Consider the following 26,463-nt stretch of genomic DNA (forward strand, 5'->3'; position numbering starts at 1 on the left):
TTATGCGGTTTTAAAGCATGTCGCGGAAAAGTGGGAACCGGTTTTCCGATAACGATATGCTAAAATCAAAAAAGATGGAGCGATCATAATGATTACGATTAAGTGCGACGCGCTCTATCTTCAAACCCGTAAGCACGTTCTACACGCGCAATGCGAACGCAATAAGTTTCATACCACTGCTGGCGACCAAGCTTTTGCGCCACAAGATGATCAACGTCGCGCTTCCATGCGCGGATGCTGTCTTCATCCACCCAGAATGAATTGGTGATTCCGAAACCTTCTGCATCGCGCGCACTCTCAACGCCAATATAGCCGGGCTGCTTTGCAGCAAGCTCCGCCATGCGGTCGGCCATTTGACCATAGCTATCATCATCGCCCAGACGTTGCGACGAAAACGAAACAACGAAGTAGGGCGGTTGGGGTGTATGAGCGAAGCGGTCAGATGTGGTCGTGGACATAGGCATAATCCGTTGGCGAAAAATCTCGGGCTTCCTTCTTCATGACGGCAGAGCCGATTGCTTTCAACTGCGGCGAAGACGCGCTCCTGACAAGATATTGCCCCCGCACAACCATGATTGTTGGAACTCAACGGCTCGTAGCTAATGCCTTCTTTTGAAGAGGGACATTATGAAAAAAGTGATTCTACCGGTTTCAATTATATTTGCTTGCTCTGCGGTCTTATCCGGATGTGTGACCGAGCAGCGTGCGGCGCGCGTACAGCTTGAGCAGCAAAATGTGAGTGCTGTGAACTGGATGCAACAATCTGGCGAATACGAGGCGCTTGCCTATCAGGCCTTTAACAGTGCGCGCAAAGCGTTCGATACGGCAAAGGTTCGCAAGGGTTACAGGAAAGCCGTGATCGTTGATCTCGATGAGACGATGATCGATAATTCAGCTTATGCGGGATGGCGTATCCAACATAATTTGCCTTACACAGAGAAGACCTGGGCGCGCTGGATGGCTGCTGAACAGGCAAGGCCACTCGCCGGTGCTGTCGAGTTTGCACGTTATGTAAACGCGCATGGTGGCACGATGATTTATGTGACAAACCGTGATACAAGATCGTTTGAACATACGACAGAAAACATCAAGAAGCTGGGCTTTCCCGGTGTGTCGGCAAAAACTCTGCTTCTGAATAATGGTCAATCCAACAAACAGGCGCGCTTTGATGCTGTGAAGGCAGCAGGTTTTGATGTCGTGATCTATATCGGCGACAATCTCAACGATTTCGGAACTGCGACTTATCATAAGAGCAATCAGCAGCGCCGCGCATTCGTCGCAGCTAACCGCGAAGCCTTTGGTACAAAGTTCTTCATGTTGCCCAATCCGAGTTATGGTGATTGGGTTTCTGGAATGGCACCCGACTACTACAAACTGCCTGTCGCAAAACAGTTGGACGTCAACCGTAAAGCCATTCGTGCTTGGGCAGGCTAATGCGATTGGCTTTAGCCAACCATCAAAACAAAAAAGCGGACCCGAAGGCCCGCTTTTCTGTAATTCCAAAGCGATAAATATGAATGCTTCGAGAACTGGCCTGAAGCGTATTAACGCTTCGAGAACTGGAACGAACGGCGAGCCTTGGCCTTACCGTACTTCTTACGTTCAACAACGCGGCTATCGCGAGTAAGGAAGCCACCCTTCTTGAGAACCGTGCGAAGGCCTGGTTCGTAGTAGGTGAGTGCCTTGGAGATGCCGTGACGAACAGCACCGGCCTGACCGGAAAGACCGCCGCCAACAACAGTTGCGACAACGTCGAACTGACCAGCGCGGTTCGAAGCAACGATTGGCTGCTGCAGGATCATCTGCAGAACCGGACGTGCGAAGTATGCAGCAAATTCTTTGCCGTTGACTGTGATCTTGCCAGAACCTGGCTTGACCCAAACGCGAGCAATCGCGTCTTTACGCTTGCCGGTCGCATAAGCGCGGCCCTGAGCGTCGATCTTCTGAACGTGAACCGGAGCGGCCTGTTCAGCGGCTACGCTGCCGAGTTCTTCGAGCGAGTTGAGCTGCTCAGCCATGATTATGCATTCCCTTTGTTCTTGCGGTTCAGCGCTGCTACGTCCAGAATTTCTGGCTGCTGAGCTTCATGCTGATGTTCTGCACCTGCGTAAACGCGCAGGTTCTTCATCTGGCGACGGCCAAGAGGACCGCGTGGGATCATGCGCTCGATAGCCTTTTCAAGAACGCGTTCCGGGAAACGGCCTTCGAGAATCTGGCGAGCAGTACGTTCCTTGATGCCACCTGGATGGCCAGTGTGCCAGTAGTAAACCTTGTCGGTGTACTTTTTGCCGGTCAGAACAACCTTGTCTGCATTGATGATGATGACATTGTCGCCATCGTCAACGTGCGGGGTGAAGGTTGCTTTGTGCTTACCGCGCAGGCGATTGGCGACGAGGGATGCGAGACGACCGACGACGAGACCTTCTGCGTCGATCAGAATCCACTTCTTCACCACTTCGGCTGGCTTCTGAGAAAAAGTTGCCATTGAAGTCTTCCTTGACTTAATCCCCGATCTTGCGATCCGGGCTTTTCTTGTTGCTTGTGTTGGTCGTACCAATCGTGACGACGGCCAACCGTAAGAACGTATAAAAGCGGACTTCCATACGTGCTGGGCGGGTCGATACACAAACTCTGACAGGCCGTCAAGCGCTGTTTTTACGGCAATCTTTTAAAAACTCAATAAAAACAATAAGTTATGATATTGGTATTATAATACCGTATCTTTTTATCGTGGTGGAATGGAATAAGTCGCGGTTGCGTGTGCAATAAGCTCACCTGTTGTGGCGCTTGTAAGACTTATATCCAAAACGGCCAAACGCTTTCCGAGCTTGAGAATCCGTGCCACGGCTTCGACTATGCCCGGATCGGCTTTGCGGAGAAAATTGATGTTGAGGTTGGTCGTGACCGCCAGCGCTACAGGCCCGATATGACCTAAAATCGCCGCATAAGCGGCCACATCAGCCAGAGCACAGAGAGAAGGGCCGGATACAGTGCCGCCCGGGCGTAAATGTTGTTTGTCAGCATGAAGATGCATGATCGCAGCACCTTCACTGACCGAGACGATCTTAAAGCTTTCACCAAGCTGCGGAAATTCGCGCCCCATGAAGGTTTGCAAATCTTCAATGCTCATGACGGGACTCAAGCCGGTATGGTGCGGTGCTGATGTTCATCTTCTCTCCCTTGCAATAAGAAATAGGGGGAGTGTGGCCGGTCTTGCAAGCCTGTGTTTCTGTATGCTTACAATAAAAGCCGCAATGGCATTGGAGGAACGTTATGCAGATGTCTTCAGATAACGAGATTCGCGATATTCTGCAGTCCGTCAAAACGATTGCTTTGCTTGGTGCTTCGCCAAAACCAGAGCGGCCGAGCAACGGTGTCATGAAATTTCTGTTGGATCGTGGCTATCACGTCATTCCCGTTAATCCGGGGCAGGTGGGAAAGACCATCCACGGGCAGCAAGTCGTAGCCGAGCTTGCCGACATCAACGAGCCGATTGATATGGTGGACGTGTTTCGCGCGTCCTATTCACTTCCCGGTATTGTGGATGAAATTCTCGCCTTAAAACATCGTCCGGCCGTTCTTTGGACACAGCTTGATGTGGTGCATGAAGAGGCTGCAAAAAAGGCTGAAGAAGCTGGCATGAAGGTTGTGATGGATCGTTGTCCAGCTATCGAGTACCCGCGTCTTATTGGTTGACCGTAAACCACGGAATTAATTTCTTTAATTGTGTCGCTCGGAGCAAATTCCTCCTTTGCTTTCTTTCAAGCAAGGCCTAACGTCCGGACACATTATTTGGCATAGGCTGTCAGGAGGAACTCATGTCTAAGCGCTCACCAGGGATCGAAACACTCGCAGTTCACGCAGGCGCAAAGCCTGACCCAACCACGGGCGCGCGGGCCACACCGATCTATCAGACGACTTCGTTTGTGTTTAACGACGCAGATCATGCCGCATCTCTGTTTGGCCTGCAGGCTTTTGGCAATATCTATACGCGCATCACAAACCCAACTACAGCCGTTCTGGAAGAGCGCATTGCGGCACTTGAAGGTGGTACGGCGGCTGTTGCTACGGCTTCCGGTCATGCTGCACAGCTGCTTGTTTTCCATACACTGCTGCAGCCGGGTGATAATTTCATCGCAGCGCGCCAGCTTTACGGCGGTTCGATCAACCAGTTCGGTCAGTCGTTCAAATCTTTCGGCTGGCAGGTTCGTTGGGCTGATGCGACCAACCCGACCGATTTCGCAAAGCAGATCGATAGCAAGACACGCGCAATCTTCATTGAAAGCTTTGCCAATCCGGGCGGGATCGTCGTCGATATCGAAGCGATTGCCGAAATCGCGCATAAGCATGGCCTGCCACTGATCGTAGATAACACGCTGGCATCGCCTTATCTGGTGCGCCCGATTGAGCATGGCGCGGATATCGTCGTGCATTCGCTGACCAAGTTCATCGGCGGTCATGGCAATTCGATGGGGGGCATTCTGGTTGACGCAGGCACATTTGATTGGGCCAAGTCCGGCAATTATCCGCTTCTGACTGAACCCCGCCCAGACTATGCCGGGCTCGAATTGCATAAGACCTTTGGCAATATCTCGTTTGCCATTGCGGCGCGCGTGCTCGGTCTGCGCGATTTTGGCCCAGCCATTTCACCGTTCAATGCATTCCAGATCCTGACAGGCGTTGAAACATTGCCACTGCGTATGCAGCGCCACGCGGATAACGCATTGAAGGTTGCGTCATGGCTGCATGGGCACGAAAAAGTGTCCTGGGTGAATTATGCGGGACTGCCGCATGACAAATATCATGCGCTGCAGCAGAAATATTCGCCGAAGGGCGCTGGCTCGGTTTTCACCTTCGGTCTGAAGAGCGGTTATGAAGCGGGCGTCAAGTTTGTTGATAGCCTTGAGCTGTTCTCGCTTCTGGCCAATATCGGTGACACGCGTTCGCTGGTCATTCACCCGGCATCAACAACGCATCGTCAGCTGACTGACGAACAGAAGGTTGCGGCGGGCGCAGGTCCTGATGTTGTTCGTCTGTCCATTGGCATTGAAGACGCCGATGACATTATCGCTGATATCGAACAGGCACTCGCCAAGGTTTGATGCGATGAGCCGATTCCTCAGCTTTGATATCGGTGGTGTGGAACCAGAAGAAAGCGCTCCTTTGCCGGAGCGCGTTCTTTCTGGCGATCCGCGGTTTCTTACGTGGAACTTCGAGGAAAGTACCGACGGCAAGCTATTCGCAGGCATATGGGAGAGCTCACCCGGAAAATGGCGCGTAGAATATGACGAATGGGAGTTTTGTCATATTTTGGCAGGCCACTCGGTTCTGACGGAAGAGGGTGGTGAAGCACGCACGCTTAAAGCGGGCGATAGTTTTGTTATTCAACCGGGTTTCAAAGGTACCTGGGACGTTATTGAAACTACGCGCAAGGAATATGTAATCCGGCTTTGAAAGTACCGCTCGATTGTCTGAAACTGAAAGGCCCGGTCGATTGACCGGGCCTTTCTTTTTAAGCACCGTATGGCACCCAAATGTTTTTGACCTGAACAGCTTTTCGCAAATAATCGCGACCTTGCGCTTCGCTGGTATTGTTCCAGTTAGGCAGGCGGCCATTGCTGACCCATGTGGCCTTGAGATTTCCAGCAGAAGCCTTTTCAACCATCGCGCTGCCTTCCTTAGAACCGAAGTACCAAAGGGCTGCCACTTCATCATGTTCAGCCAATGTCTTGGCTAAGACATCACGCTCGCCGGTGACAATGTTGATTACACCACCCGGCACATCCGATGTGTCGAGCACCTGATAGAAATCGCCAGCAATTAGTGGATGACGGCTTGATGGCACGACAACTGCGCGATTACCCATCGCAATGGCAGGCAGCACAAGCGAGACCAGCGATAGAAACGGAGCTTCATCCGGGCAAACAATGCCCATCACACCCCATGGCTCGTTCATGGCGAGCGTCACATGGCGCGACTTGGTGGAATGTACCGCGCCGTCGAACTTGTCGGCCTGTGCCGCATAATAGAAAATGCGGCGCAGTGATGCTTCGACTTCTTCGGTAGCTTTCTTTTCGCTGACGCCGGCGCTCTCAACAAGGCGAGCCACAAATTCGTCGCGGCGTGCATCGAGGTTTTCACCCAGATAATAAAGCACCTGTGCCCGGTTATGGGCGGTGGCGCTGCCCCAGCTTGTTGCTTTAGCCGCAGCTTCAACTGCATTGCGAATATCTTTGCGGTTGCCAATGCCAGCCTGACCGATAACTGCGCCGCCTTTGCCTGTAACCGAATAGCTATAACCACCATCCGGACGAGCCTGCTTGCCGCCAATATAGTTCTTGATCGTGCGGTCAATGCCATCGATGACGATCTTGTCTTCACCCGATGGCGCAGCAGACGGTGCGAAATTTTCGACAGCCTTTGGAGAAGTCAGCGTCTTTTCCCAATCGGCTGCAAGATACTCGTAAAGGCCTTCGCGTGCGCCTTCACGGCCGTATCCGCTTTCGCGATAGCCACCAAAGCCTGCGCCTGCATCCAGCATATTGGTGCAGTTGATCCAGACAACACCGGCCTTCACGCGAGCTGCGAGATCAAGCGCAACATTGATGTTTTCCGACCAGATGGATGCGGCAAGGCCGTAACGCGTGTTGTTGGCGAGTGCCACAGCCTCATCTGGCGTACGGAATGTTGTGGCGGCGGCGATTGGTCCGAAGATTTCCACCTGGCAGACCGTTGCGGCCTGATCAACCTCAGTGAAAAAACCGGGCGCAATGTAATTGCCCTTGGCAGGCAGTGGATTAGGTGTCTGCCAGAGTTGGCCACCTTCATCGATACCTTTCTGGATCAGATCGGATATCCGTTTCACCTGAGTAGGCGAGACAATGGCGCCAACATCGGTGGATTTATCGAGCGGATCACCGACGCGCAGGCTTTCAAGCCGCTTTTTCAGTTTGGCATAAAAGCGATCGGCAATACCTTCCTGCACCAGAAGGCGTGAACCCGCGCAGCAGACTTCGCCCTGGTTAAACCAGATGGCATCGACGACACCTTCAACAGCGGCATCGAGATCAGCATCTTCAAATACGATGAAGGGCGACTTGCCGCCAAGCTCCAGCGAAAGCTTCTTGCCGGAACCTGCAATCTGTTCGCGGATGATGCGGCCCACTTGTGTCGAGCCGGTGAAAGCAACCTTGTCGACGCCGTCATGACCGCAGACGCTCGCACCCGTTGTACCGTCGCCCTGCACGATATTGACTACACCGGCAGGCAGGCCAACTTCGTGGCAGATTTCTGCAAAGGCGATAGCGGTCAGTGGTGTGAGATCAGCAGGCTTCAGCACAACCGTATTGCCAGCAGCCAAGGCCGGCGCGATCTTCCACGCCAGCATCAACAATGGGAAGTTCCAAGGGATCACCTGACCACAAACGCCAACCGGCGAGAAGCCCTTGAACTCATCTTCAATCATCTCCGCCCAACCGGCATGATGGTAGAAATGACGAACTGCCAGCGGAATATCGATGTCGCGGGTTTCACGCAGCGGTTTGCCATTATCCATGGTTTCCAGAACCGAGAGGAAGCGTTCGCGCTTCTGGATATGACGGGCGATTGCATAAAGATATTTTGCACGCTCATGGCCGGATAACTTCGACCATTTCCCAAAGGCACCACGGGCAGCTTTCACAGCCTGATCGACGTCTTCCTGCGTTCCAAGTGTGATCTCGGCAAGCTTGTCACCATTGGCAGGATTGGCCACGGCAATGGTTTTGCGACCTTCCGGTTTGACGAAAGCGCCGTTGATATAGTGACCGAAAGAATGGCCATGCTGTTCCAGCCACTGCTTCACATCGCCGTTTGCTTCAGGGGAAGGTCCATATTCCATGGTCTTCAGAATATCCTTGATGGGTTGCATTTTATGTTCCTTACGAGCATTTCCACCAAAACTGCGTGAGTTTTTTCAATAGGAGAATGCGAAATGCCAAGTTTAAGCAGCGGCGTGACGATTGGCGCTCGAATAGCGTCCGGTCACGAAGTGCTCTAATTGTCGTTCAATATCGCCGAGCATCGATGATGCGCCGATGCGGAAAAGATCGGGTTCAAGCCAGCGATTGCCGAGTTCTTCTTTCATGAGTGTGAGCCAAGCGAGTGCGTCCTTGGCGGTCTTGAGACCACCGGCAGGCTTGAACCCGACGATCTGCCCGGATAGCTCGCCGTAATCCCGCAATGCCCGCACCATGGTAAGGCTGACGGGCAGCGTCGCGTTGACATCTTCCTTGCCGGTTGAGGTCTTGATGAAATCAGAACCCGCCTGCATGGCAACCATCGAAGCGCGATAAACATTGGTGAGCGTGTTGAGATCACCGGTTGCGAGAATGGCCTTCATATGCGCCTCGCCACAGGCTTCGCGCATGGCGGCAATTTCGTCATAAAGCGCGGACCAGTTTTGTGTCAGCACATGCTCGCGGGTAATGACGATGTCGATTTCATGCGCACCCTGCTCAACCGCATAGGTGATTTCTGCAAGGCGCAATGGCAAAGGTGTCAGGCCTGCCGGAAAACCTGTTGCCACAGAGGCAACAGGAACGCCGGAGCCCTCCAGTGCTTTGACTGCATGGGACACCATGGTCGGATAAACACAGACTGCGCCGGTGGTTATGCCTGCATCGAGCAGGCCGAGGGCTTCAAGAATGTCATCGCGCACGGGGCGGCGCGCTTTGGCACAAAGTCTGCGCACCCGTCCGGCAGTATCATCCCCGGCGAGCGTCGTCAGGTCGATGCACTGGATTGCACGGATAAGCCATGCTGCCTGATATTCTTTTTTGATCGAACGTCGCGCTGGCAGCGTTGCAGCGCGACGTTCCGAGGCGCTGCGGTTTACGACAACATCTTCAAACCATTCAGGCTTGAGCGGTGTGCCATTATTGCGGGGAAGGGCTTCGGTCATTGTATTGTCCGTCTGTGAGGTTTGTTGACGTTCAAGAGCACTTAGGCGCGTTCGATCAAAGGCGCGTGGTCACGGCAGAACGTTTCAAATTCATCGGCACTGGCATAAGCCTTTTGAGTGCCGGGTCGGGTGATGGAATGAGCGGCATAAAGGGAGGCTTTGCGAAGGGCCGCTTCCACATCGCCGGTCTCGGCATAAAAGCGTGCAAACGAGCCGATAAAAGCATCGCCCGCACCTGTCGTATCTTTCGGTGTGACTTTGACCGGCGGGATATTGACGATCTCAGTTGCGGTAATCATGCGTGCACCACGTCCGCCCAGTGTCACGATGACCGTGCGGATACCACGCGCAATCAGCGAGCGGGCGGCAACGACAATCTCATCATCCGTGCTGGTCGGAAGGCCAGACAAAAGAGCAAGCTCGCTCTCGTTGGGCACGAGGAAGGTCACTTGTCGGATAAGCTCAGGATCAAGATCCGCCGCCGCAGGTGCGGGGTTCAAAATGGTTTCGATACCATTTTCAGCGGCAAAAGCGATTGTGTGGTAGACGGTCTCGACAGGCACTTCCATCTGCAGGAGGATCAGGCCGCATTCCTTCAGATCATCGGCAGCCTTGTCGACTTCGGCGGGCAGGAGGTCTGCATTGGCACCTTTGACGATCAGGATCGAGTTTTCGCCTGAAGGTTCGACGAAGATAGGGGCTACACCGCTCGACTTGCCCGATACTTTGAGAACGTGTCGCGTATCGACGCCAAAGCTATTGAGATTGCGGATCGTATTATCGGCAAAGACGTCGTCGCCAACGCGCGTTACCATCATCACATCGGCACCGAGGCGTGCAGCTGCAACAGCCTGATTTGCCCCCTTGCCGCCGCAGCCAATTTCGAACGTTGGTGCTTCAAGCGTCTCGCCGGGGCCAGGCATACGGTTCACATAGGTGATGAGATCCACCATGTTGGAGCCGACCACTCCGATCTTTCTGGTCATGAGAAGTTCCTTTGAAATTTCAGAGTGCCCTGATCTTGGCTTCAAATTGTTCGGCGGCAGGCTGATCGAGATAGCCAACGCGCACGGGGAAGATGGCGCGCTCACCCGACGCCAGTATCCGCACATTTTTTTTGGTTTTTTCGGCGAGATAGCCTTCCGGCTCACAAGTGGATGGCAGGGCAAAGGCTGCAACCTGCGCATCACCGTTGACGAGAATCCACCGCACGGTTTTCGGGAAAGCCTCAACCGGATAGGAGATCGCGAAGCCGTCGCCATCGGCTAACTGCATCATCTGATGCGTCTTGCCATCGGCATCGGTTGGTAAGCCACGAATGTAGAAAACCTGCTCGGGATCGTAGCGCTCCGGCTCATCCAACACTTCCATCACGGAAGGATCTGCGGCCAGTTCATCAATCAAGGAGAGGTAATCGTCATTGGGTGTCACATGGCCCGGAACGGCTGTGCGAACCTGCACCTGATCTGGTGTAAAGGCGACCGGCTGCACAATGCGCGCGTCTTCGTCATAGGCGAAATTGACGTGGCACATATACATCAGCTCCATCGGAGCCGATGACAGGTTTTCAACATCCATGGTGATGTCGAAGAGCGTTTCCTTCGCATGAAGCCGAACGCTTGGCCGAGCGAGATAATGCGCGCCAAAGCCCATGACATATTCATATTCGCCAGTGACTTCGACAAAGCTGCCATGTTCATCGGCGCCGAATAAAAGCCCCGCCTTGTCCATCTTTGCGCAGGCCATCTCACCATGCAGAAGGTGATTATCCTGCGGCGAAGGGCAACCATTGCGCAAGATTCCGCTGTGAAAAGCAAAGCATCCATAAGTCTCGACGATGGTGGTTGCCGGACGCGGCATGGAGAAGCTGTTGCCCATGGTTAGATCAATGCTGTCGAACTCTGCGCCCCATACCATCTGCCCCATGAATGGAAGCACAATGATATTGCCGCGCTCGTTTTCGATCAGCAGAGCTTCGATACCGCTTGGATAGCGAAATGCCGTCACACTCAGTCCGTCTGCACTGGCAATGACATGCGGCTGTTCGACAAAGTCCTGACGACGAAGATGAAATTCAATATCCTGCATTTGGGATCACCTGCCTTGATTGCGCGAAGCATTGATCGCTATGACGAGGATGAGGAACGCACCCCAGATGAAGTCGATCAGGTGATTGGAGAACCGCATCATCTGAAAACCGGAGGAAAGAAGCATGAGAGCGATCAGCGCGATGGCGATGCCCAGCACGCGCCCTTTGCCACCAGCCGGATTCGTGCCGCCAAGCACGGCGATCAAAACCGCTTGCAACAGATAGGATGCGCCATAATCCGATTTAGCCGCATTGGTACGTCCCGACAAAATGATCCCCGCAAGCGAGGCTAGAACGCCTGTCAGCATGTAGGAATAAAGGATCATGCGTTCTTTGCGGATGCCAGCAAACACGGCTGCGCGCGGGTTGGTGCCGATCAGCATCAGATTGATACCAAGCGTGGTGCGGGTCAGCAAAATTCCGACGAGAATGCAGACCACGATGAATAGAAGGAAAGGCGTGGCGATGCCCATGATCTTGCCATTGCCTACCCAGTTCCAAGCATCCGGGAAACCAACGATGGCAGGCCCACCGGTAAGCACCAGTGCCAGTCCCATCAGAACCTGGCCTGTGCCAAGTGTTGCGAGGATCGGAGTTATGCGCAGCTTGGCGATCAGCAGCCCGTTCACAAGGCCTGATAGAAGCCCGATAAGTATCGCAAGCAGGATACCAATGACAGTGTAGAACAACATTCCAGAGCCTGAAGTCTGGGCTGCCTGCACCATGGATGAGTGGAAATAGACGCCAGCGACGATACCCGCCAGATTGGCAATGCCGACCACCGAAAGATCAATGCCGCCCGTCAACATCGCAATCATCATGGCGATGGAAAGAATGCCCAGCTCCGGCATGATGTAGCTGATTGATTCAAAGTTGTAGTAACGCAGAAACTTGTCCGGGTTCATCCAGGTCATCAGCGCAAACACAAGCACGGTAATAACGACGAGTTGGATGATATTGTTGTCTCCGCCAAGGATGCGGCGCATGTCGAAAGACTGTTTCATGTCGCTTTCTCCCTTCAGGCGATGCTTTTGCGATCGCGCCACGCCGTGATGGCGGTTGCTGCGATGATAATGAGGCCCACAACGACACGCTGCCATGTGGTATCGACCTTCATGATGATGAGCGAGTTTTTGACCATCACGAGCATGAAGACGCCCATGAGTGTGCCAAGCACTGTTCCGCGACCACCGAAAATCGACGCGCCACCGAGAACTACGGCTGCGATCACATCGAGTTCGAGGCCTACAAAATCACGCGGATTGGCAAGCCAGATCATGGATGAATGCAGCAGCCCCGCAAAACCTGCCAAGGCACCCGCCACGCAATAAACGAAGAAGATCGTGCGGCGCGTGTTGAAGCCGACGCGCTTTGCGGCTTCCGGCGAGCCGCCATAGGCATAAACACTGCGTCCGATCATCGTATGGCTGAGGATCAGGTGGATCAGCAATGCAAGCGTGAGATAGACGAGGAACATCGCGGTAAGACCAAAGGCTGTACCGGAAGCTGAGGTGAGCGAAATTACGTCCGTCTTGCCAAACTCGATCAGCTCTTTTGGCATCTTGTTGATATTGACGATGCTGGTGCCAACGAGACCTAGCACAAGGCCGCGCACAATGGAGCCGGTGCCGAGCGTCACGATCAGCGGGATCATCTTGAAGCGGTGGATGATGAAGCCGTTAAAGGCACCGAGCAACAAGCCGATCAACGTTGCCGCGACAAACGGAATGAATACACCATCATAGCCAAGGTAAACCATAGCGCGGACGGTCAGATACATTGCCGCAATAGCAAAGGCCGTAAACGACACGTCGATGCCTCCGGAAATCATCACCAGCAGAACGCCAAGTGCCATGATGCCGATCACGACATTGGAACGTAGAAGCCCGAAAATATTATCCAGTGACCAGAAGGCGGGGTTGATAAGACCAATGATAATCATTGCGGCGAGAAGCACACAGGCAATGATGAATTCGGTACTGCGAAAGAATTTCATGTGCCGGTTCCTCAATTCAATGTCTTGAGCCGGTCATTGACGGCGTCTTCTGTCATGTTTTCACCGGAGAGTTCATCGACGAAACGTCCACGATGCATCACCAGTACACGATTGCAGTTTTGAACCAGCTCCGGCACATCATCGGAAATCATCAGAACGGCCAGACCTTCATCCTGTGCGAGTTTGCGGATGATGTTGTGAATCTGAGCCTTTGAACCCACATCAACGCCAACCGTTGGCCCGTTGAGGATCAGGATTTTAGCGCCAGTCAAAAGCCATCGCGCCAACACAACGCGTTGCGCGTTGCCGCCGGAGAGATGGTTGACGGGTGTATGCGGGCCGGGCGCAACAATATTCATTGCCGAAAACATATCGCGCGTCGTCGCATCTGCCTTTTTGCGATTGATGAACAAGCCGCGTACGAATTTCTCAATCGACGTCACAATGATATTGCGCTCAATCGACTGGGTGAGGAACAGCCCTTCCGTAAGACGATCTTCCGGCACATAAGCAACGCCGCAGGCAATACCTTCCTGCACGGTTTTGGGATGAACGGGCTTGCCGTCGATCCGCATATTACCGGTAAAGTCAGGCTTCATTCCGAAGAGGGCTAATGCGAGCTCGGTACGGCCGGAACCGATCAGGCCGGAAATGCCAACAATCTCGCCTGCATGAAGCGTGAGGCTGGCTTTTTCCACCGAACCGGGAACGGAGAGATTGTCGACCTCAAGGCTCGGGACACTGGTGGCGCCTTCACGGGCAACCCATTGGTAGCTGTGTGCCGTCAGTTCCTGACCGGTCATGGCGCGGGTAATCGCCGGTTCGTCAAATTCGTTAATCGGGCCTTCCGCGACTTTCTTGCCGTTGCGGAAAACAGTCAGCCGCTCGCTGATTTCCAGCATTTCGCGCATCTTGTGGCTGACGAACAGTACGGCGATGCCCTGTGCCTGAATATCGCGCACGATCTTGAACAGCGCGTCGACTTCATGTCTGGTAAGCGCGGTGGTTGGTTCATCCATGATCAGAAGCCGCGCATCAGCCATAACGGCGCGCGCTATTGCAACGATCTGCTTGCCGGATGTTGGCAGGCTGTCCACTTCGGCATCCAGATCCATCTGAACGCCGAGACGATCAAGAGCCTGCTGCGCAAGTTCGCGCACGCGCTTCCAATCGACAGCCTTACGACCTTCCATGAGAAATGTATTGATCGCGAGATTCTCCGCGACCGTCAGGTTCCCGAACAGCGAGAAATCCTGATAAATCACCTGAATGCCATGATGTACGGATTTGACAGGATCGAGCTTGCCGACCGTCTTGCCGTCGATCAGAATTTCGCCGTCTTCGGGTGTGTAAACACCGGACATGATCTTGATTACAGTGGATTTGCCAGAGCCGTTTTCGCCGGCAAGGCAGTGAATTTCGCCGGGCTTGATGGCAAAGGACACGTCGTCCAGCGCTTTCACGCCGCCAAAGCGCTTCCCGATATGGCGCAATTCGATCAGATTTTCAGTCATAGAGGCCTCGTGCAAGGCTGCAAATGCAGATGGAATGGGGAGAAAGAGGCGGGGGCCTCTTTCTCCTGTTCAGCAACGATTAGAAATCGTACTGATCCATGTTTTCCTTGGTCACGCCGACCCAGCCTGCGCCGTAGAGCAGGTTTGGCTTGGAAGCGTCGGGAGCGATCAGGCTTTCATAGCCAGGCAGACCGAGATTGAGGCCAGCCTTGATTTGCTCATTCTTCTTTTCAAGGGCTGCAACGGCCAGCATGTTCATGGCATAGCCAGCAACTGCCGGGTCCCAGAACTGAATATACTGAACATCGTCATTCTTGATGTATTCACCTGCAACCGACACAAGACCGGTGCCAGCGAAGAATACCTTGCCCTTGAGGCCACCTTCAGCAATCAGGCGGCCAGCACCAGCAGAAGTCGGCATTGGAGCGCCGAGAATGCCGGTGATGTCCGGATAGGCGGTCATCGCTTCTTTAAGCTTGGTGTAATCGGTATTTGCATCGTCATAGGTTTCAAGGCGTTCAGTTGCCTGCGACATTTCCGGGAAATTGGCCTTCTGGTACTCAATAGCACCGTCGATCCAATCCATCTGTGACTTTGAGGTCAGGCTGCCGACGGTAGCAACATATTTGCCCTTGCCGCCCATCGACTTGCCGAGTTCCTTCATAAGGTTGGCGCCGTAGGCCTTATTGTCGAAAGCTTCAATGTCATAGTCGACGTTTTGAATATTGGACGCTTCGTGGCTGATAACGACGATGCCGCGATCACGTGCTTTCTTCAAGACTGGTTCCACCGCTTCAACCGAAAATGGAACAATGGCAATAGCGTCAACGCCTTGTGCAATAAGGTTTTCGACGATCTGTACCTGGGCGGCCGCATCTGCCTGACTTGGACCAACCATCCAGACGTCATTGCCGGTATCGGCCTTGAACTGCTCAACGCCGTCACGCATACGGTCGAACCAGGCAATGCCGTCAACCTTCACAACTGTCGCGATCGTGTATTTCTTGTCGTTTGCCGTCGTGATCAGGTCTTTATTGATTTTGGACGTATCGACGACGCCTTCCGCAAAAGCATGTGGCACGGCAACAGACATCGTAACAGACGCGGCAATAGCCATAGACGCGATAAACTTCTTCACCGGTATTTCCTCCCTGGAAACGAATAGCCCCCGCCAAAAGCGCTTCCGCGCAGGCGAGATTGGTGACTACTGATTTTTACGCTGATGCTTTGCAGACTGCTGCTGACACCAGTGTCTCCTCCATTGCGACCATCAACACTGGATAAGTCGCAAATTCCTCTTTCTTGGCGCAGGCTGCCTGAAGCGTTGTGGCCTGCTGCAAATTCCTATTGTCAGATCCTCCCGATAATGCGAACTATAATGTTATAATCCGATCATTATGTTTGGATCGTTTCATATTTCTGTTTGACCTGTCAAGTATGCACCATCGCAATTGCACCAATTGATGTGGCAAGCTAAACGGGGGTGAACCGCAACCGAAATGGGGAATCAGTGAGCAGGATCAGTCGTAAAGACGAACGGATTGCCGAACTTGCGGCTCTTGTTGAGGAAGCGGGAGTGCTGCGTCTTCGCGATGCGGCAACGCGGCTGGGCGTTTCGGAAATGACAATTCGCCGCGATATCGGGACAGATTCCGGGCCGCTCAATTGTTTGGGTGGTTACATTATTCCTGTGCAGGATAACGGTAACGGCAGCGATTATGTCTTTGATCTTGAAAAAGATTGCCATGCCAATGCAAAAGCGCAGGCCTGCGCGGCAGCTGCAGCACTTATAGAAGCGCATGACACCGTTTTTATCGATTGTGGCACCACAACGCCATATCTCGCGCAGCAAATACCGCAAAACCAGCACATCACCGTGGTCTGTTATTCACTGAATATCGCCGAGATTCTGTCGCGCCGGGATGATGTCCGGCTCATCGTGCTCGGTGGGGTTTACCACCCGGAAGCCGCGTCTTTCTCAAGTGATGAAGGCATCGAAGTTCTCAAGCGCGTCAATATCAACAAGGCTTTCTTGTCGGCAGGCGGTGTTGATGAGCAACACGGAGTAACCTGCTCCCATTTTCATGAGGTGCCGGTAAAGCAGATGGCGATGCAGCGCGCGCTGCAAAAACATCTGGTTGTTGATGAAAGCAAATTCGGCAAAGTCCGCGCTGCACGCTTTGCCGGAATGGTAGATTTCGATTCTATCGTTTCAGGTTGAAATACACGTCCGTCGTCCCGCTGTTAGGAAGCTTTGGTGCAGTTCAAATTTTCGAAATCGGCGCTGGTCATCACGATCGTGATCTTCTTTGGTCTTTTGCTGTTGGCGACCGCAGGCGCTGGTCTTGGCTGGATAAGAAGCTTCTTAGGCGATGTTATTGCTGTAATCTTCGTCTATTTTGCATTCCGTACGGTTCTTGACGGAAACCGAGTTTTGTTGGCTCTGGCGGCATTTTTTGTAGGCGTGGCGGTTGAGGCCGGGCAATATCTGTCCGAAATATTCGGTATTGAAATCAGCAACAGAGCGCTGCGGATCATTCTGGGAGCAACGCCGGATTGGCTCGATGTTCTGGCTTATGGAATCGGCGGGTTGCTGATTATCGCGTGCCTTGGAGCCGGCGCTTTATTGAAGCGGGATCAAAGAATGTGATTTTTCAGCAAGCGGACTTTCTTTGAACACAATGCTCTCTTATACCTCTGTTTATAGGCATTGCTAATGAGCGCTGGAACGCGTCTGTCGCTCGCAATAGCCTTCATCAATTCAAGCTTTTGACCACGGATGTACTGGCACTGGTAGACATTGATGATCAGGAAGGTCGGTGCATTTTTGCCCCGGCCTTTTTTGTTGCGTAAAATTCGATTGAATACGCGCACAGTACTTCAAGGGCGAAGATCGACCAGCTCATCTACCGACGTTGATGCTACGAGCATGTTTGCTTGGATTGTCCGCGCATATGCACATTCTTAACGAAGAATAGCACGCAAACTACCGGCGAAGGTCGCTTCGCACACTCGACGAATTTTGAGAGAAAAACTTTTTAGAGGATTGTTGGTCTACAGGGCCAGGCGAGGTTTATTGAACCTAAAGTAAACTTCATATTTTCGATCTAAGTGATTGGAAAATATGGTGGGCGATGAGAGACTCGAACTCCCGACATCTTCGGTGTAAACGAAGCGCTCTACCAACTGAGCTAATCGCCCGACTGACTTGTCAGCCGCTGTGAGAGCCGTTTAGGCTGTTCGTTTCGAGAGTGCAAGCGGAAAAATTAGAAAAATGCATTTTTTTAGTTCTCCGGCTAAAATCGATAGGCCTGCTGGGGATAACTCAAATCGGCGCTCTTATAAGAACTACGTGTGAGAGCCTGATTCATGCACTTGATCATGCAACGCGATTCTATTTTCCATTTAATTTGAATGCGTTCGGGCGATACATGCAGAGATGTGGATAAAAGCTCCCCTATAAGAAAGCCCGCAAAATGGGGGCTTTTAAAATAAAATCGAATTTCTTCTTTTTTCTTCAGACCACTCGCTTGACACTCGTGAGAGAACCCCTTAAACGACCGCTCACACCGAACGGAAACGCCGGTGACTATCCAGCCAAACGGCTGAAAATGAAATGCGCGGGTGTAGCTCAGTTGGTTAGAGTGCCGGCCTGTCACGCCGGAGGTCGCGGGTTCGAGCCCCGTCACTCGCGCCATTTTCTTTCAAGAATTCGATCATAAAATCTTGAAGAAAATGGCGCTTCTCGCGTTTTTATTCCCATGATGAAACATTCAAATCTTATGCCTCAGTCATGCCTGATCGAGAGCTTTATCTCGCCGCATGCTTAGCCGCGCAAGCGAACTGGCGTCATCATTCATATTGTCAGGGTGGGGCTATTTCGCTTTACTCTTCCAGGAGAGATAGGCGACAGACAAAATCCCGGCCAGAATGACCAGAACGTCGCCACTTGTGAGCAGATATGTGCTCAAATCTCTCTCCTTTTATTAAGCTCAGACTCTGATGCCGAAGCGATGGGGTGTTCGTACCTGCAGTTTCGTCAGCATTTGATTCTTATGCCAATGCGAAAGCGCTACGATCCTGAGGGGCAATTTTAAAAAATACTGGCTGATTGCTGAAGGCACGCGAAACCACTCATTGAATCGCTGGCGCTAATTCATTTCAAGAATCGTGGTCATGACGATGAGAATTTTCCGCCGGTAGCGACAGGTCGGCAGAAGTGAGGAGGGGGCTGTTTTGCACTTTATATATAAGTGTGATTTTCACTCGCTATATATAAAGAGTGCTCAGCGACTTTCCTGAAGCGAAGCTGCGTCTCAATTTATTCCGTATTCGAAAGCAAGCGAGTGAATCGCATCCCGGTTTGCGCTTCGCAATGAATGTGAGCAATAGAAATGAATCGGAGGCATTTGCGGTGAATGACAGGTGCGAACTTGATTGAAAATCCGCCGTCAGTTTTGTCGCTCGCATCTAAATCGATTGATTCTATTCGCCTCAAAATGGCGAAAGACGGTTTGTCTCTAAATACTCACGAAATTATGATGTTTTCGTGCTATACGAAAATAGGGTGGCATATATGGGCTTGATGTTGCCTCTTATTAAGCATCTTGACCGGACTATACCCGCCTGATCGCGTTGGAGGGCTTGCGCTTGCGCGCATGCTGCGCTAACCGTCCCCGCGAAATGAACTAAGTTCGCACGGCATGCCTTTTGAAGCTGCTTGAGGCGACGAGGTCGCAATAGATGCAATGTGTCGCATGGTGGTAAGCTTCAAAAAGCTTATGACAGGCGGCGCAGCCTCGTATTCAAGCCGGATAAGGATCATGAACGAGCTTTTAAGTTCCTATTTGCCGATTGTCATCTTTCTCGGCATCGCAATGGTAATCGGTGTAGCCCTTCTGGTTGCGCCGTTTCTAGTCGCGTACAGACAGCCCGACCCGGAAAAGCTTTCAGCTTACGAGTGCGGCTTCAATGCCTTTGATGACGCCCGTATGAAATTCGACATCCGTTTCTATCTGGTGTCGATTCTCTTTATCATCTTCGATCTCGAAGTCGCCTTCCTGTTCCCGTGGGCAGTGTCCTTCGGTGCAATCGGCTGGTTTGGTTTCCTGTCGATGATGTTGTTCCTTGGTGTTCTGACCATCGGCTTCATCTATGAATGGAAGAAGGGAGCGCTGGAATGGGATTGACCGGCACAAATCAGTCGTCGGGTTCGACGCTCATTGCTCCGCAGCCAAAGGGTATTCTTGACCCTCGCACGGGCAAGCCTGTTGGCTCCGACGATGCGTTTTTCAACGATCTGAACAGTGAACTGTCCGACAAAGGTTTCATCGTCACATCTGCTGACGCTCTGATCACCTGGGCACGTACAGGCTCACTGATGTGGATGACCTTCGGTCTCGCATGTTGCGCTGTGGAAATGATGCACATTTCCATGCCGCGCTATGACGCCGAGCGTTTCGGTATCGCGCCGCGCGCATCTCCACGTCAGTCCGACGTTATGATCGTTGCAGGTACGCTGACCAACAAGATGGCTCCAGCTCTCCGCAAGGTCTACGACCAGATGCCTGAGCCACGTTACGTCATTTCGATGGGTTCATGCGCCAACGGCGGCGGCTATTACCACTACTCTTATTCTGTAGTGCGTGGCTGCGACCGCGTTGTTCCGGTCGATATTTATGTTCCAGGCTGCCCGCCAACGGCGGAAGCTCTGCTCTACGGCATTCTGATGCTGCAGAAGAAAATACGTCGTACAGGTACGATCGAGCGTTAACAGGGCTTTCGCAGTCCCGTTGGTGCAAGAGGGTTTATTAGAGTTCGATCCATTTTCCCAAGGATGGGTCGAAATCTAAAAGAGGAAGTTAGAGATATGAGCGAAGAAGCTCTTGGTGAACTTTCCGGCTATATCAAAGAACGTCTCGGCGATGCGATCGAAGAGGCGAAGCTGGCCTATGGCGAGCTTACTCTTAATGTTCCGGTTACGAGCCTGATCAGCGTTCTGACGTTTCTGCGCGATGACGTGCAGTGCCAGTTCGTGAACCTGACGGATATTTCCGGCGTAGACTATCCGCAGCGCGTTCAGCGCTTCGATGTTGTCTATCAGCTCATGTCTCCACGCCAGAACCTCCGCATTCGTGTGAAGGTTAAGGCTGATGAAGATACGCTGGTCCCTTCAGCTGTCGGCGTTTACGTCGGTGCTGAGTGGTTTGAACGTGAAACCTACGACATGTATGGCGTTCTGTTCTCTGGCCATCCGGATCTGCGTCGCATTCTGACCGATTACGGTTTTGAAGGTCATCCGCTGCGCAAGGACTTCCCAACGACTGGTTTTGTTGAAGTTCGCTATAGCGATGAAGCAAAGCGCGTCGTTTATGAGCCTGTCATGCTGCGACAGGAATTCCGCAATTTTGATTTTCTCTCGCCATGGGAAGGGACGGATTACGTCCTGCCGGGCGATGAGAAAGCCAAGACGAACTGAGCGACAGGAAGCTGAACATGGCTGAGACTCAGGTCCGCAACTTTAATATCAACTTCGGTCCGCAGCATCCTGCTGCGCACGGCGTTTTGCGTCTTGTTCTTGAACTCGACGGCGAAGTCGTGGAACGCGTCGATCCGCATATCGGTCTGCTGCATCGCGGCACTGAAAAGCTGATGGAAACGAAGACCTATCTTCAGGCACTTCCTTACCTCGACCGCCTCGATTACGTGGCGCCGATGAACCAGGAACACGCCTACGCTTTGGCTGTTGAGCGTCTGCTCGGCATCACAGTGCCGAAGCGTGGCCAGCTGATCCGCGTTCTCTTTTCGGAAATCGGCCGTATCCTGAACCACATTCTGAACGTGACCACGCAGGCCATGGACGTTGGCGCACTGACGCCGCCGCTCTGGGGCTTCGAAGAGCGTGAAAAGCTGATGGTGTTCTACGAGCGCGCTTGTGGCGCACGTATGCACGCAGCTTACTTCCGCCCAGGTGGTGTGCATCAGGATCTGCCTGATCAGCTCATTGAAGATATCGGCAAGTGGATTGATCCATTTTTGTCGACGACGCTTACGAACCTCGATGATCTGATTACGCCAAACCGTATTTTCAAGCAGCGTAACGTCGATATTGGCGTTGTTTCGCTCGAAGATGCATGGGCATGGGGCTTCTCGGGCGTCATGGTTCGCGGTTCGGGTGCAGCATGGGATCTGCGCAAGTCGCAGCCTTATGAATGCTACAACGAAATGGAATTCGATATTCCTATCGGCAAGAACGGCGACTGCTATGACCGTTACCTGATCCGTATGGAAGAAATGCGCCAGTCGGCTCGCATCATGCGCCAGTGCGTAGATCTTCTGCTTGGCAAGGAACGCGTCGGTCCTGTTTCGAACACCGACAACAAGATCGTGCCGCCGAAGCGCGGCGAGATGAAGCGCTCGATGGAAGCCCTCATCCATCACTTCAAGCTTTACACGGAAGGCTACCATGTGCCTGCCGGTGAAGTTTACGCAGCAGTTGAAGCACCAAAGGGTGAATTTGGCGTCTTCCTCGTATCGGATGGCTCCAACAAGCCTTACCGCTGCAAGCTGCGCGCACCGGGCTTTGCCCATCTTCAGGCTATGGATTTCCTGTGCCGCGGCCACATGTTGGCTGACGTGTCGGCAATTCTTGGCTCGCTCGATATCGTGTTTGGTGAGGTTGACCGCTGATGTCCGTTCGCCGTCTCGCAGATGATGCCGTCCAGCCGGCTGGTTTCGCTTTCAACGCGGAAAACCAGGCCTGGGCGCACAAGACGATCGCAAAATATCCGGAAGGCCGTCAGCAGTCGGCTGTTATTCCGCTGCTCATGCGTGCGCAGGAACAGGATGGCTGGGTCACGAAAGCCGCTATTGAACATGTCGCTGATATGCTCGATATGCCTCTGATCCGCGTTCTTGAAGTTGCGACTTTCTATACGCAGTTCCAGCTCAAGCCAGTTGGAACGCGCGCGCACATTCAGGTTTGCGGCACCACGCCTTGCATGTTGCGTGGTTCGGAAGCCCTGATGGATGTTTGCCGTCATAAAATCCACCACGATCCTTTCGAGCTTAATGCCGAAGGCACGCTGTCGTGGGAAGAAGTCGAATGCCAGGGCGCTTGTGTCAATGCACCGATGGTCATGATCTTCAAGGACGCCTATGAAGACCTGACGCCAGAACGTCTGGCTGAAATCATCGATACATTCGAAGCAGGCAAGGGCGACACTGTTAAGCCAGGTCCACAGGATGGCCGTATCACGTCTGAGCCTATGGGCGGACTGACGGCTCTGACCGAAGATCTGGACTACAGAAAAGTTGGTCTGGAAACCCGTAAGGCATCGGATGCCGCAGTTGCCAAAGCCAAGGCGGAAGCCGAAGCAAAGGCAAAGGCGGAAGCTGAAGCCGCAACCAAAGACGGAAGCAGGTGAGACATGCTGGCTGATAAAGATCGCATCTTCACCAATATCTATGGCTTTAAAGACCAGTCGCTGAAAGGCGCCATGTCGCGTGGCCATTGGGATAACACCAAGGGCTTCGTCGAAAAGGGCCGCGACTGGATCATCAACGAAATGAAGGCTTCGAACCTTCGTGGACGTGGTGGCGCAGGCTTCCCGACTGGCCTGAAATGGTCGTTTATGCCGAAGGAAGTGACGGATCGTCCGCATTACCTCGTCGTGAATGCCGATGAATCCGAGCCGGGCACCTGTAAGGACCGCGAAATTCTGCGCCACGATCCGCATACGCTGATCGAAGGCTGCGTGATCGCCGGTTGTGCCATGAGTGCTCATACTGCTTACATCTATCTGCGCGGCGAATTCATGCGTGAGCGTGAAGCGCTGCAGGCAGCGATTGATGAGTGCTATGACGCTGGCCTTCTGGGCAAGAACAATAAGTGCGGCTGGGATATGGATATTTTCCTCCATCACGGCGCCGGCGCTTATATCTGCGGTGAAGAAACAGCTCTTCTCGAAAGCCTTGAAGGCAAGAAGGGCCAGCCACGTCTGAAGCCTCCGTTCCCTGCGAACATGGGCCTTTATGGCTGCCCAACGACTGTTAACAACGTTGAATCGATTGCTGTTGCTCCGACAATCTTGCGTCGCGGCGGTGCATGGTTCTCGTCGATTGGCCGTCCGAACAACGTCGGCACCAAGCTGTTCCAGATTTCTGGTCATGTGAACACGCCTTGCACCGTTGAAGAAAGCCTCGGCATTACTTTCCGCGAGCTGATCGAAAAGCACGCTGGCGGCATCCGTGGTGGCTGGGACAATCTGCTCGGCGTCATTCCCGGCGGTGCATCCTGCCCGATTATCAAGGGTGAAGACATGATGGATGCCATCATGGACTTTGACGGTATGCGCGAAAAGAAATCTTCGTTCGGTACCGGCGGCGTGATCGTCATGGACAAGTCCACTGACGTGATTAAGGCAATTGCCCGTCTTTCAGCTTTCTTCAAGCATGAAAGCTGCGGTCAGTGCACGCCTTGCCGTGAAGGCACGGGCTGGATGTGGCGCGTCATGGAACGCATGGTCAAGGGTAACGCGCAGAAGCGCGAAATCGACATGCTTCTCGACGTAACCAAGCAGATTGAAGGTCACACGATCTGCGCGCTTGGTGATGCTGCTGCATGGCCTATTCAGGGCTTGATCCGCAATTTCCGTCCGGAAATTGAAAAGCGCATTGACGATTATACACGCAACGCTGTTCAGAGCCGCAACATCCGCCTCGAAGCGGCTGAGTAAGCGGAAGAATACGTTGTATGTCCGCCCGGGAAGGGCGGACTTTAGAGTTTGACATCTGGAAGATGCGGCAAGAGCCGCAGGTTTGGATAAGCGATGGCAAATATTAAGGTTGACGGCACAGAGATCGAAGTACCCGATCACTATACGCTCCTTCAGGCTGCCGAAGCCGCGGGGGCTGAAGTCCCGCGTTTTTGTTTCCACGAACGGCTTTCCATCGCTGGAAACTGCCGCATGTGCCTTGTTGAAGTGAAGGGTGGACCGCCAAAGCCGGCAGCATCCTGCGCTATGGGTGTTCGCGATCTGCGTCCTGGCCCGAACGGCGAAGCACCTGAAATTTTCACCAACACGCCTATGGTCAAGAAGGCCCGCGAAGGCGTGATGGAATTCCTGCTCATCAACCATCCGCTCGATTGCCCGATCTGCGATCAGGCAGGTGAGTGCGATCTACAGGATCAGGCAATGGCATTTGGTACCGATGGCTCGCGCTATCGTGAAAACAAGCGTGCCGTTGAGAACAAGTATATTGGTCCACTCGTCAAGACCGTGATGACACGCTGCATTCACTGCACGCGCTGCGTCCGCTTCACGACTGAAGTGGCTGGCATTTCCGAGCTCGGCCTTATCGGTCGCGGTGAAGATGCTGAAATCACCACCTATCTTGAACGCGCAATGACCTCGGAACTGCAGGGCAATGTTATCGACCTTTGCCCGGTTGGTGCTCTGACCTCGCGTCCATATGAATTCCAGGCTCGTCCGTGGGAACTGAACAAGACTGAAACCATCGACGTGATGGATGCTGTCGGTTCGAACATCCGCGTTGATACCCGTGGCCGTGAAGTGATGCGCATCATGCCGCGCGTCAATGAAGCGGTGAACGAAGAGTGGATTTCCGACAAGACCCGCTTCATCTGGGATGGTCTGCGCACCCAGCGCCTCGATCGCCCATATGTTCGCAAGGAAGGTCGTCTGGTTGCAGCTTCGTGGCCAGAAGCTTTCGCAGCAATCGCTGCCAAGGTTTCTGCTACTTCCGCTGACAAGATCGGTGCAGTCGCTGGCGATCTGGCTTCGGTTGAAGAACTCTATGCTCTGAAAAGCCTCATTGCATCGCTCGGCTCGAAGAATATCGATAGCCGTCAGGATGGCGTATCACTTGATCCAGCTTTGGGTCGTTCAAGCTATCTCTTTAACACAACGATCGAAGGCATTGAAAATGCTGACGCTCTTCTGATCATCGGCTCCAACCCACGCGTTGAAGCAGCTGTTCTGAACGCTCGTATTCGCAAGCGTCAGCGCATGGGCCATTTCCCGATCGCTCTGATCGGCGAACAGGCTGAACTGCGTTACGACTACGAATATCTGGGTGCAGGCGCAGACACACTCGCAGCGGTTGCTTCGGGCAAGAACGCATTCCGCGACGTGCTGGCAAAGGCTGAACGTCCATTGATCATCATTGGTCAGGGCGCGCTCACCGGCGAAAATGGTGCAGCAGTTCTCGCATCCGCTGCAAAGCTTGCGCAGGATGTTGGTGCAATCAACGCTGAGTGGAACGGTTTCTCGGTTCTTCACACTGCAGCTTCCCGCGTCGGTGCGCTTGATCTCGGCATTGTTCCGGGTGAGGGCGGCAAGGCTGCTCGCGATATGTTGGGCAATCTCGATGTTGTGTTCCTGCTCGGTGCAGACGAACTCGACATGACGACCAAAGGTTCGAGCTTTGTTGTTTATATCGGTACGCATGGCGATGCCGGTGCACATGCCGCTGACGTTATCCTCCCAGGTGCAGCCTATACCGAAAAGTCGGGTACATGGCTCAACACTGAAGGTCGCGTACAGCTCGGCAACCGTGCTGGTTTCGCACCGGGCGAAGCGAAGGAAGATTGGGCAATTCTGCGCGCTCTTTCCGACACGCTCGGCAAGCGTCTGCCGTTTGACAGCCTCGCACAGCTTCGCGCCAAGCTCTATGCAGACTTCCCGCATATGATGGCGATCGACACTATTGCGCCTGCTTCGGCCGACGACATCGTCGCGCTGGCTGCAAAGGCATCCAACCTTTCCGGCGGCGCTGCTTTCGTTTCGCCGGTCAAGGATTTCTACCTGACGAACCCAATCGCGCGTGCTTCCGCTGTCATGGCCGAGTGCTCGGCGCTTGCGGCCGGCAGCTTCCAACAGGCAGCTGAGTAAGCGAGAGA

The 26,463-nt window shown here is 53.3% G+C and carries 25 protein-coding genes and 2 tRNA genes; 14 read left to right on the top strand and 13 right to left on the bottom strand.

What is annotated here, in order from left to right:
* Positions 1 to 98: 98 nt before the first annotated feature.
* Positions 99 to 458: an antibiotic biosynthesis monooxygenase gene (locus KMS41_03755; protein QWK78367.1), complete on the bottom strand. Its 360-nt coding sequence runs from the start codon at positions 456 to 458 to the stop codon at positions 99 to 101.
* A 169-nt stretch (positions 459 to 627) separates the two neighbouring features.
* Here KMS41_03755 and KMS41_03760 point away from each other — a divergent pair, with 169 nt between their 5' ends.
* On the top strand, positions 628 to 1,434 hold the full coding sequence (locus KMS41_03760) for a 5'-nucleotidase, lipoprotein e(P4) family (protein ID QWK78368.1): 807 nt from the start codon (positions 628 to 630) through the stop codon (positions 1,432 to 1,434).
* Positions 1,435 to 1,544: 110 nt separating this feature from the next.
* Here the strand turns inward: KMS41_03760 and rpsI are convergent, their stop codons facing one another.
* From rpsI to KMS41_03775, 3 genes are all read right to left on the bottom strand, one after another.
* The gene (gene rpsI / locus KMS41_03765; GenBank protein QWK78369.1) at positions 1,545 to 2,018 is read right to left on the bottom strand and encodes a 30S ribosomal protein S9; all 474 of its coding nucleotides are present in this window, start codon (positions 2,016 to 2,018) and stop codon (positions 1,545 to 1,547) included.
* Between the two features lie 2 nt (positions 2,019 to 2,020).
* Entirely contained in the window at positions 2,021 to 2,485 is a 465-nt protein-coding gene (rplM, locus tag KMS41_03770) for a 50S ribosomal protein L13 (protein QWK78370.1), read from the bottom strand.
* A 240-nt stretch (positions 2,486 to 2,725) separates the two neighbouring features.
* Positions 2,726 to 3,130: a PaaI family thioesterase gene (locus tag KMS41_03775; protein QWK78371.1), complete on the bottom strand. Its 405-nt coding sequence runs from the start codon at positions 3,128 to 3,130 to the stop codon at positions 2,726 to 2,728.
* A 143-nt stretch (positions 3,131 to 3,273) separates the two neighbouring features.
* Here KMS41_03775 and KMS41_03780 point away from each other — a divergent pair, with 143 nt between their 5' ends.
* The 3 genes from KMS41_03780 (at position 3,274) to KMS41_03790 (ending at position 5,454) form a co-directional block, all read left to right on the top strand.
* Positions 3,274 to 3,696: a CoA-binding protein gene (locus KMS41_03780; protein ID QWK78372.1), complete on the top strand. Its 423-nt coding sequence runs from the start codon at positions 3,274 to 3,276 to the stop codon at positions 3,694 to 3,696.
* A 122-nt stretch (positions 3,697 to 3,818) separates the two neighbouring features.
* Positions 3,819 to 5,102: an O-acetylhomoserine aminocarboxypropyltransferase gene (locus tag KMS41_03785; protein QWK78373.1), complete on the top strand. Its 1,284-nt coding sequence runs from the start codon at positions 3,819 to 3,821 to the stop codon at positions 5,100 to 5,102.
* A gap of 4 nt (positions 5,103 to 5,106) precedes the next feature.
* Positions 5,107 to 5,454 (top strand): cupin domain-containing protein, encoded by a 348-nt coding sequence (locus KMS41_03790; protein QWK78374.1) that lies wholly within the window; start codon positions 5,107 to 5,109, stop codon positions 5,452 to 5,454.
* A gap of 58 nt (positions 5,455 to 5,512) precedes the next feature.
* Here the strand turns inward: KMS41_03790 and KMS41_03795 are convergent, their stop codons facing one another.
* The 8 genes from KMS41_03795 to KMS41_03830 form a co-directional block, all read right to left on the bottom strand.
* Positions 5,513 to 7,909, bottom strand: a complete 2,397-nt coding sequence (locus KMS41_03795) for an aldehyde dehydrogenase family protein (GenBank protein ID QWK78375.1) — start codon at positions 7,907 to 7,909, stop codon at positions 5,513 to 5,515.
* Positions 7,910 to 7,981: 72 nt separating this feature from the next.
* Positions 7,982 to 8,941 (bottom strand): deoxyribose-phosphate aldolase, encoded by a 960-nt coding sequence (gene deoC, locus KMS41_03800; protein QWK78376.1) that lies wholly within the window; start codon positions 8,939 to 8,941, stop codon positions 7,982 to 7,984.
* A gap of 41 nt (positions 8,942 to 8,982) precedes the next feature.
* The gene (gene rbsK / locus KMS41_03805; GenBank protein QWK78377.1) at positions 8,983 to 9,927 is read right to left on the bottom strand and encodes a ribokinase; all 945 of its coding nucleotides are present in this window, start codon (positions 9,925 to 9,927) and stop codon (positions 8,983 to 8,985) included.
* 19 nt (positions 9,928 to 9,946) lie between these two features.
* Entirely contained in the window at positions 9,947 to 11,029 is a 1,083-nt protein-coding gene (locus tag KMS41_03810; GenBank protein QWK78378.1) for an aldose 1-epimerase family protein, read from the bottom strand.
* A gap of 6 nt (positions 11,030 to 11,035) precedes the next feature.
* On the bottom strand, positions 11,036 to 12,034 hold the full coding sequence (locus tag KMS41_03815; protein ID QWK78379.1) for an ABC transporter permease: 999 nt from the start codon (positions 12,032 to 12,034) through the stop codon (positions 11,036 to 11,038).
* 14 nt (positions 12,035 to 12,048) lie between these two features.
* Positions 12,049 to 13,026 carry an ABC transporter permease gene (locus tag KMS41_03820; GenBank protein QWK78380.1) on the bottom strand — a complete coding sequence of 326 codons (978 nt, stop codon included), beginning with the start codon at positions 13,024 to 13,026 and terminating at the stop codon, positions 12,049 to 12,051.
* Positions 13,027 to 13,037: 11 nt separating this feature from the next.
* Positions 13,038 to 14,540, bottom strand: a complete 1,503-nt coding sequence (locus tag KMS41_03825) for a sugar ABC transporter ATP-binding protein (protein ID QWK78381.1) — start codon at positions 14,538 to 14,540, stop codon at positions 13,038 to 13,040.
* Positions 14,541 to 14,619: 79 nt separating this feature from the next.
* Complete coding sequence (locus tag KMS41_03830) at positions 14,620 to 15,678, bottom strand: autoinducer 2 ABC transporter substrate-binding protein (GenBank protein ID QWK78382.1); 1,059 nt, start codon at positions 15,676 to 15,678, stop codon at positions 14,620 to 14,622.
* Positions 15,679 to 16,050: 372 nt separating this feature from the next.
* On the opposite strand from KMS41_03830, the gene KMS41_03835 reads away from it, so the two are divergent.
* A complete protein-coding gene (locus tag KMS41_03835) occupies positions 16,051 to 16,761 on the top strand; it encodes a DeoR/GlpR family DNA-binding transcription regulator (protein QWK78383.1) in 711 nt (236 codons plus the stop codon).
* Positions 16,762 to 16,797: 36 nt separating this feature from the next.
* Positions 16,798 to 17,190, top strand: a complete 393-nt coding sequence (locus KMS41_03840) for a DUF2809 domain-containing protein (protein QWK78384.1) — start codon at positions 16,798 to 16,800, stop codon at positions 17,188 to 17,190.
* 475 nt (positions 17,191 to 17,665) lie between these two features.
* Here KMS41_03840 and KMS41_03845 read toward each other — a convergent pair.
* A tRNA-Val gene (locus KMS41_03845) sits at positions 17,666 to 17,741 on the bottom strand.
* Positions 17,742 to 18,160: 419 nt separating this feature from the next.
* Here KMS41_03845 and KMS41_03850 point away from each other — a divergent pair.
* From KMS41_03850 to nuoG, 8 genes are all read left to right on the top strand, one after another.
* A tRNA-Asp gene (locus tag KMS41_03850) sits at positions 18,161 to 18,237 on the top strand.
* Positions 18,238 to 19,363: 1,126 nt separating this feature from the next.
* Entirely contained in the window at positions 19,364 to 19,729 is a 366-nt protein-coding gene (locus KMS41_03855) for an NADH-quinone oxidoreductase subunit A (protein ID QWK78385.1), read from the top strand.
* The gene (locus tag KMS41_03860; GenBank protein QWK78386.1) at positions 19,720 to 20,313 is read left to right on the top strand and encodes an NADH-quinone oxidoreductase subunit B; all 594 of its coding nucleotides are present in this window, start codon (positions 19,720 to 19,722) and stop codon (positions 20,311 to 20,313) included. The genes KMS41_03855 and KMS41_03860 overlap by 10 nt, the downstream gene beginning before the upstream one ends.
* 96 nt (positions 20,314 to 20,409) lie before the next feature.
* Positions 20,410 to 21,018 (top strand): NADH-quinone oxidoreductase subunit C, encoded by a 609-nt coding sequence (locus tag KMS41_03865; GenBank protein ID QWK78387.1) that lies wholly within the window; start codon positions 20,410 to 20,412, stop codon positions 21,016 to 21,018.
* Between the two features lie 17 nt (positions 21,019 to 21,035).
* Positions 21,036 to 22,229 (top strand): NADH-quinone oxidoreductase subunit D, encoded by a 1,194-nt coding sequence (locus KMS41_03870; GenBank protein ID QWK78388.1) that lies wholly within the window; start codon positions 21,036 to 21,038, stop codon positions 22,227 to 22,229.
* The gene (gene nuoE / locus KMS41_03875) at positions 22,229 to 22,966 is read left to right on the top strand and encodes an NADH-quinone oxidoreductase subunit NuoE (protein ID QWK78389.1); all 738 of its coding nucleotides are present in this window, start codon (positions 22,229 to 22,231) and stop codon (positions 22,964 to 22,966) included. Before KMS41_03870 ends, nuoE begins: the two co-directional genes overlap by 1 nt.
* A 3-nt stretch (positions 22,967 to 22,969) precedes the next feature.
* Positions 22,970 to 24,277 (top strand): NADH-quinone oxidoreductase subunit NuoF, encoded by a 1,308-nt coding sequence (nuoF, locus tag KMS41_03880; protein ID QWK78390.1) that lies wholly within the window; start codon positions 22,970 to 22,972, stop codon positions 24,275 to 24,277.
* Positions 24,278 to 24,370: 93 nt separating this feature from the next.
* Positions 24,371 to 26,455 carry an NADH-quinone oxidoreductase subunit NuoG gene (gene nuoG, locus KMS41_03885; protein ID QWK78391.1) on the top strand — a complete coding sequence of 695 codons (2,085 nt, stop codon included), beginning with the start codon at positions 24,371 to 24,373 and terminating at the stop codon, positions 26,453 to 26,455.
* The last annotated feature ends 8 nt before the right edge of the window (positions 26,456 to 26,463 follow it).

This window comes from Ochrobactrum sp. BTU1 (assembly GCA_018798825.1).
GTDB lineage: Bacteria > Pseudomonadota > Alphaproteobacteria > Rhizobiales > Rhizobiaceae > Brucella.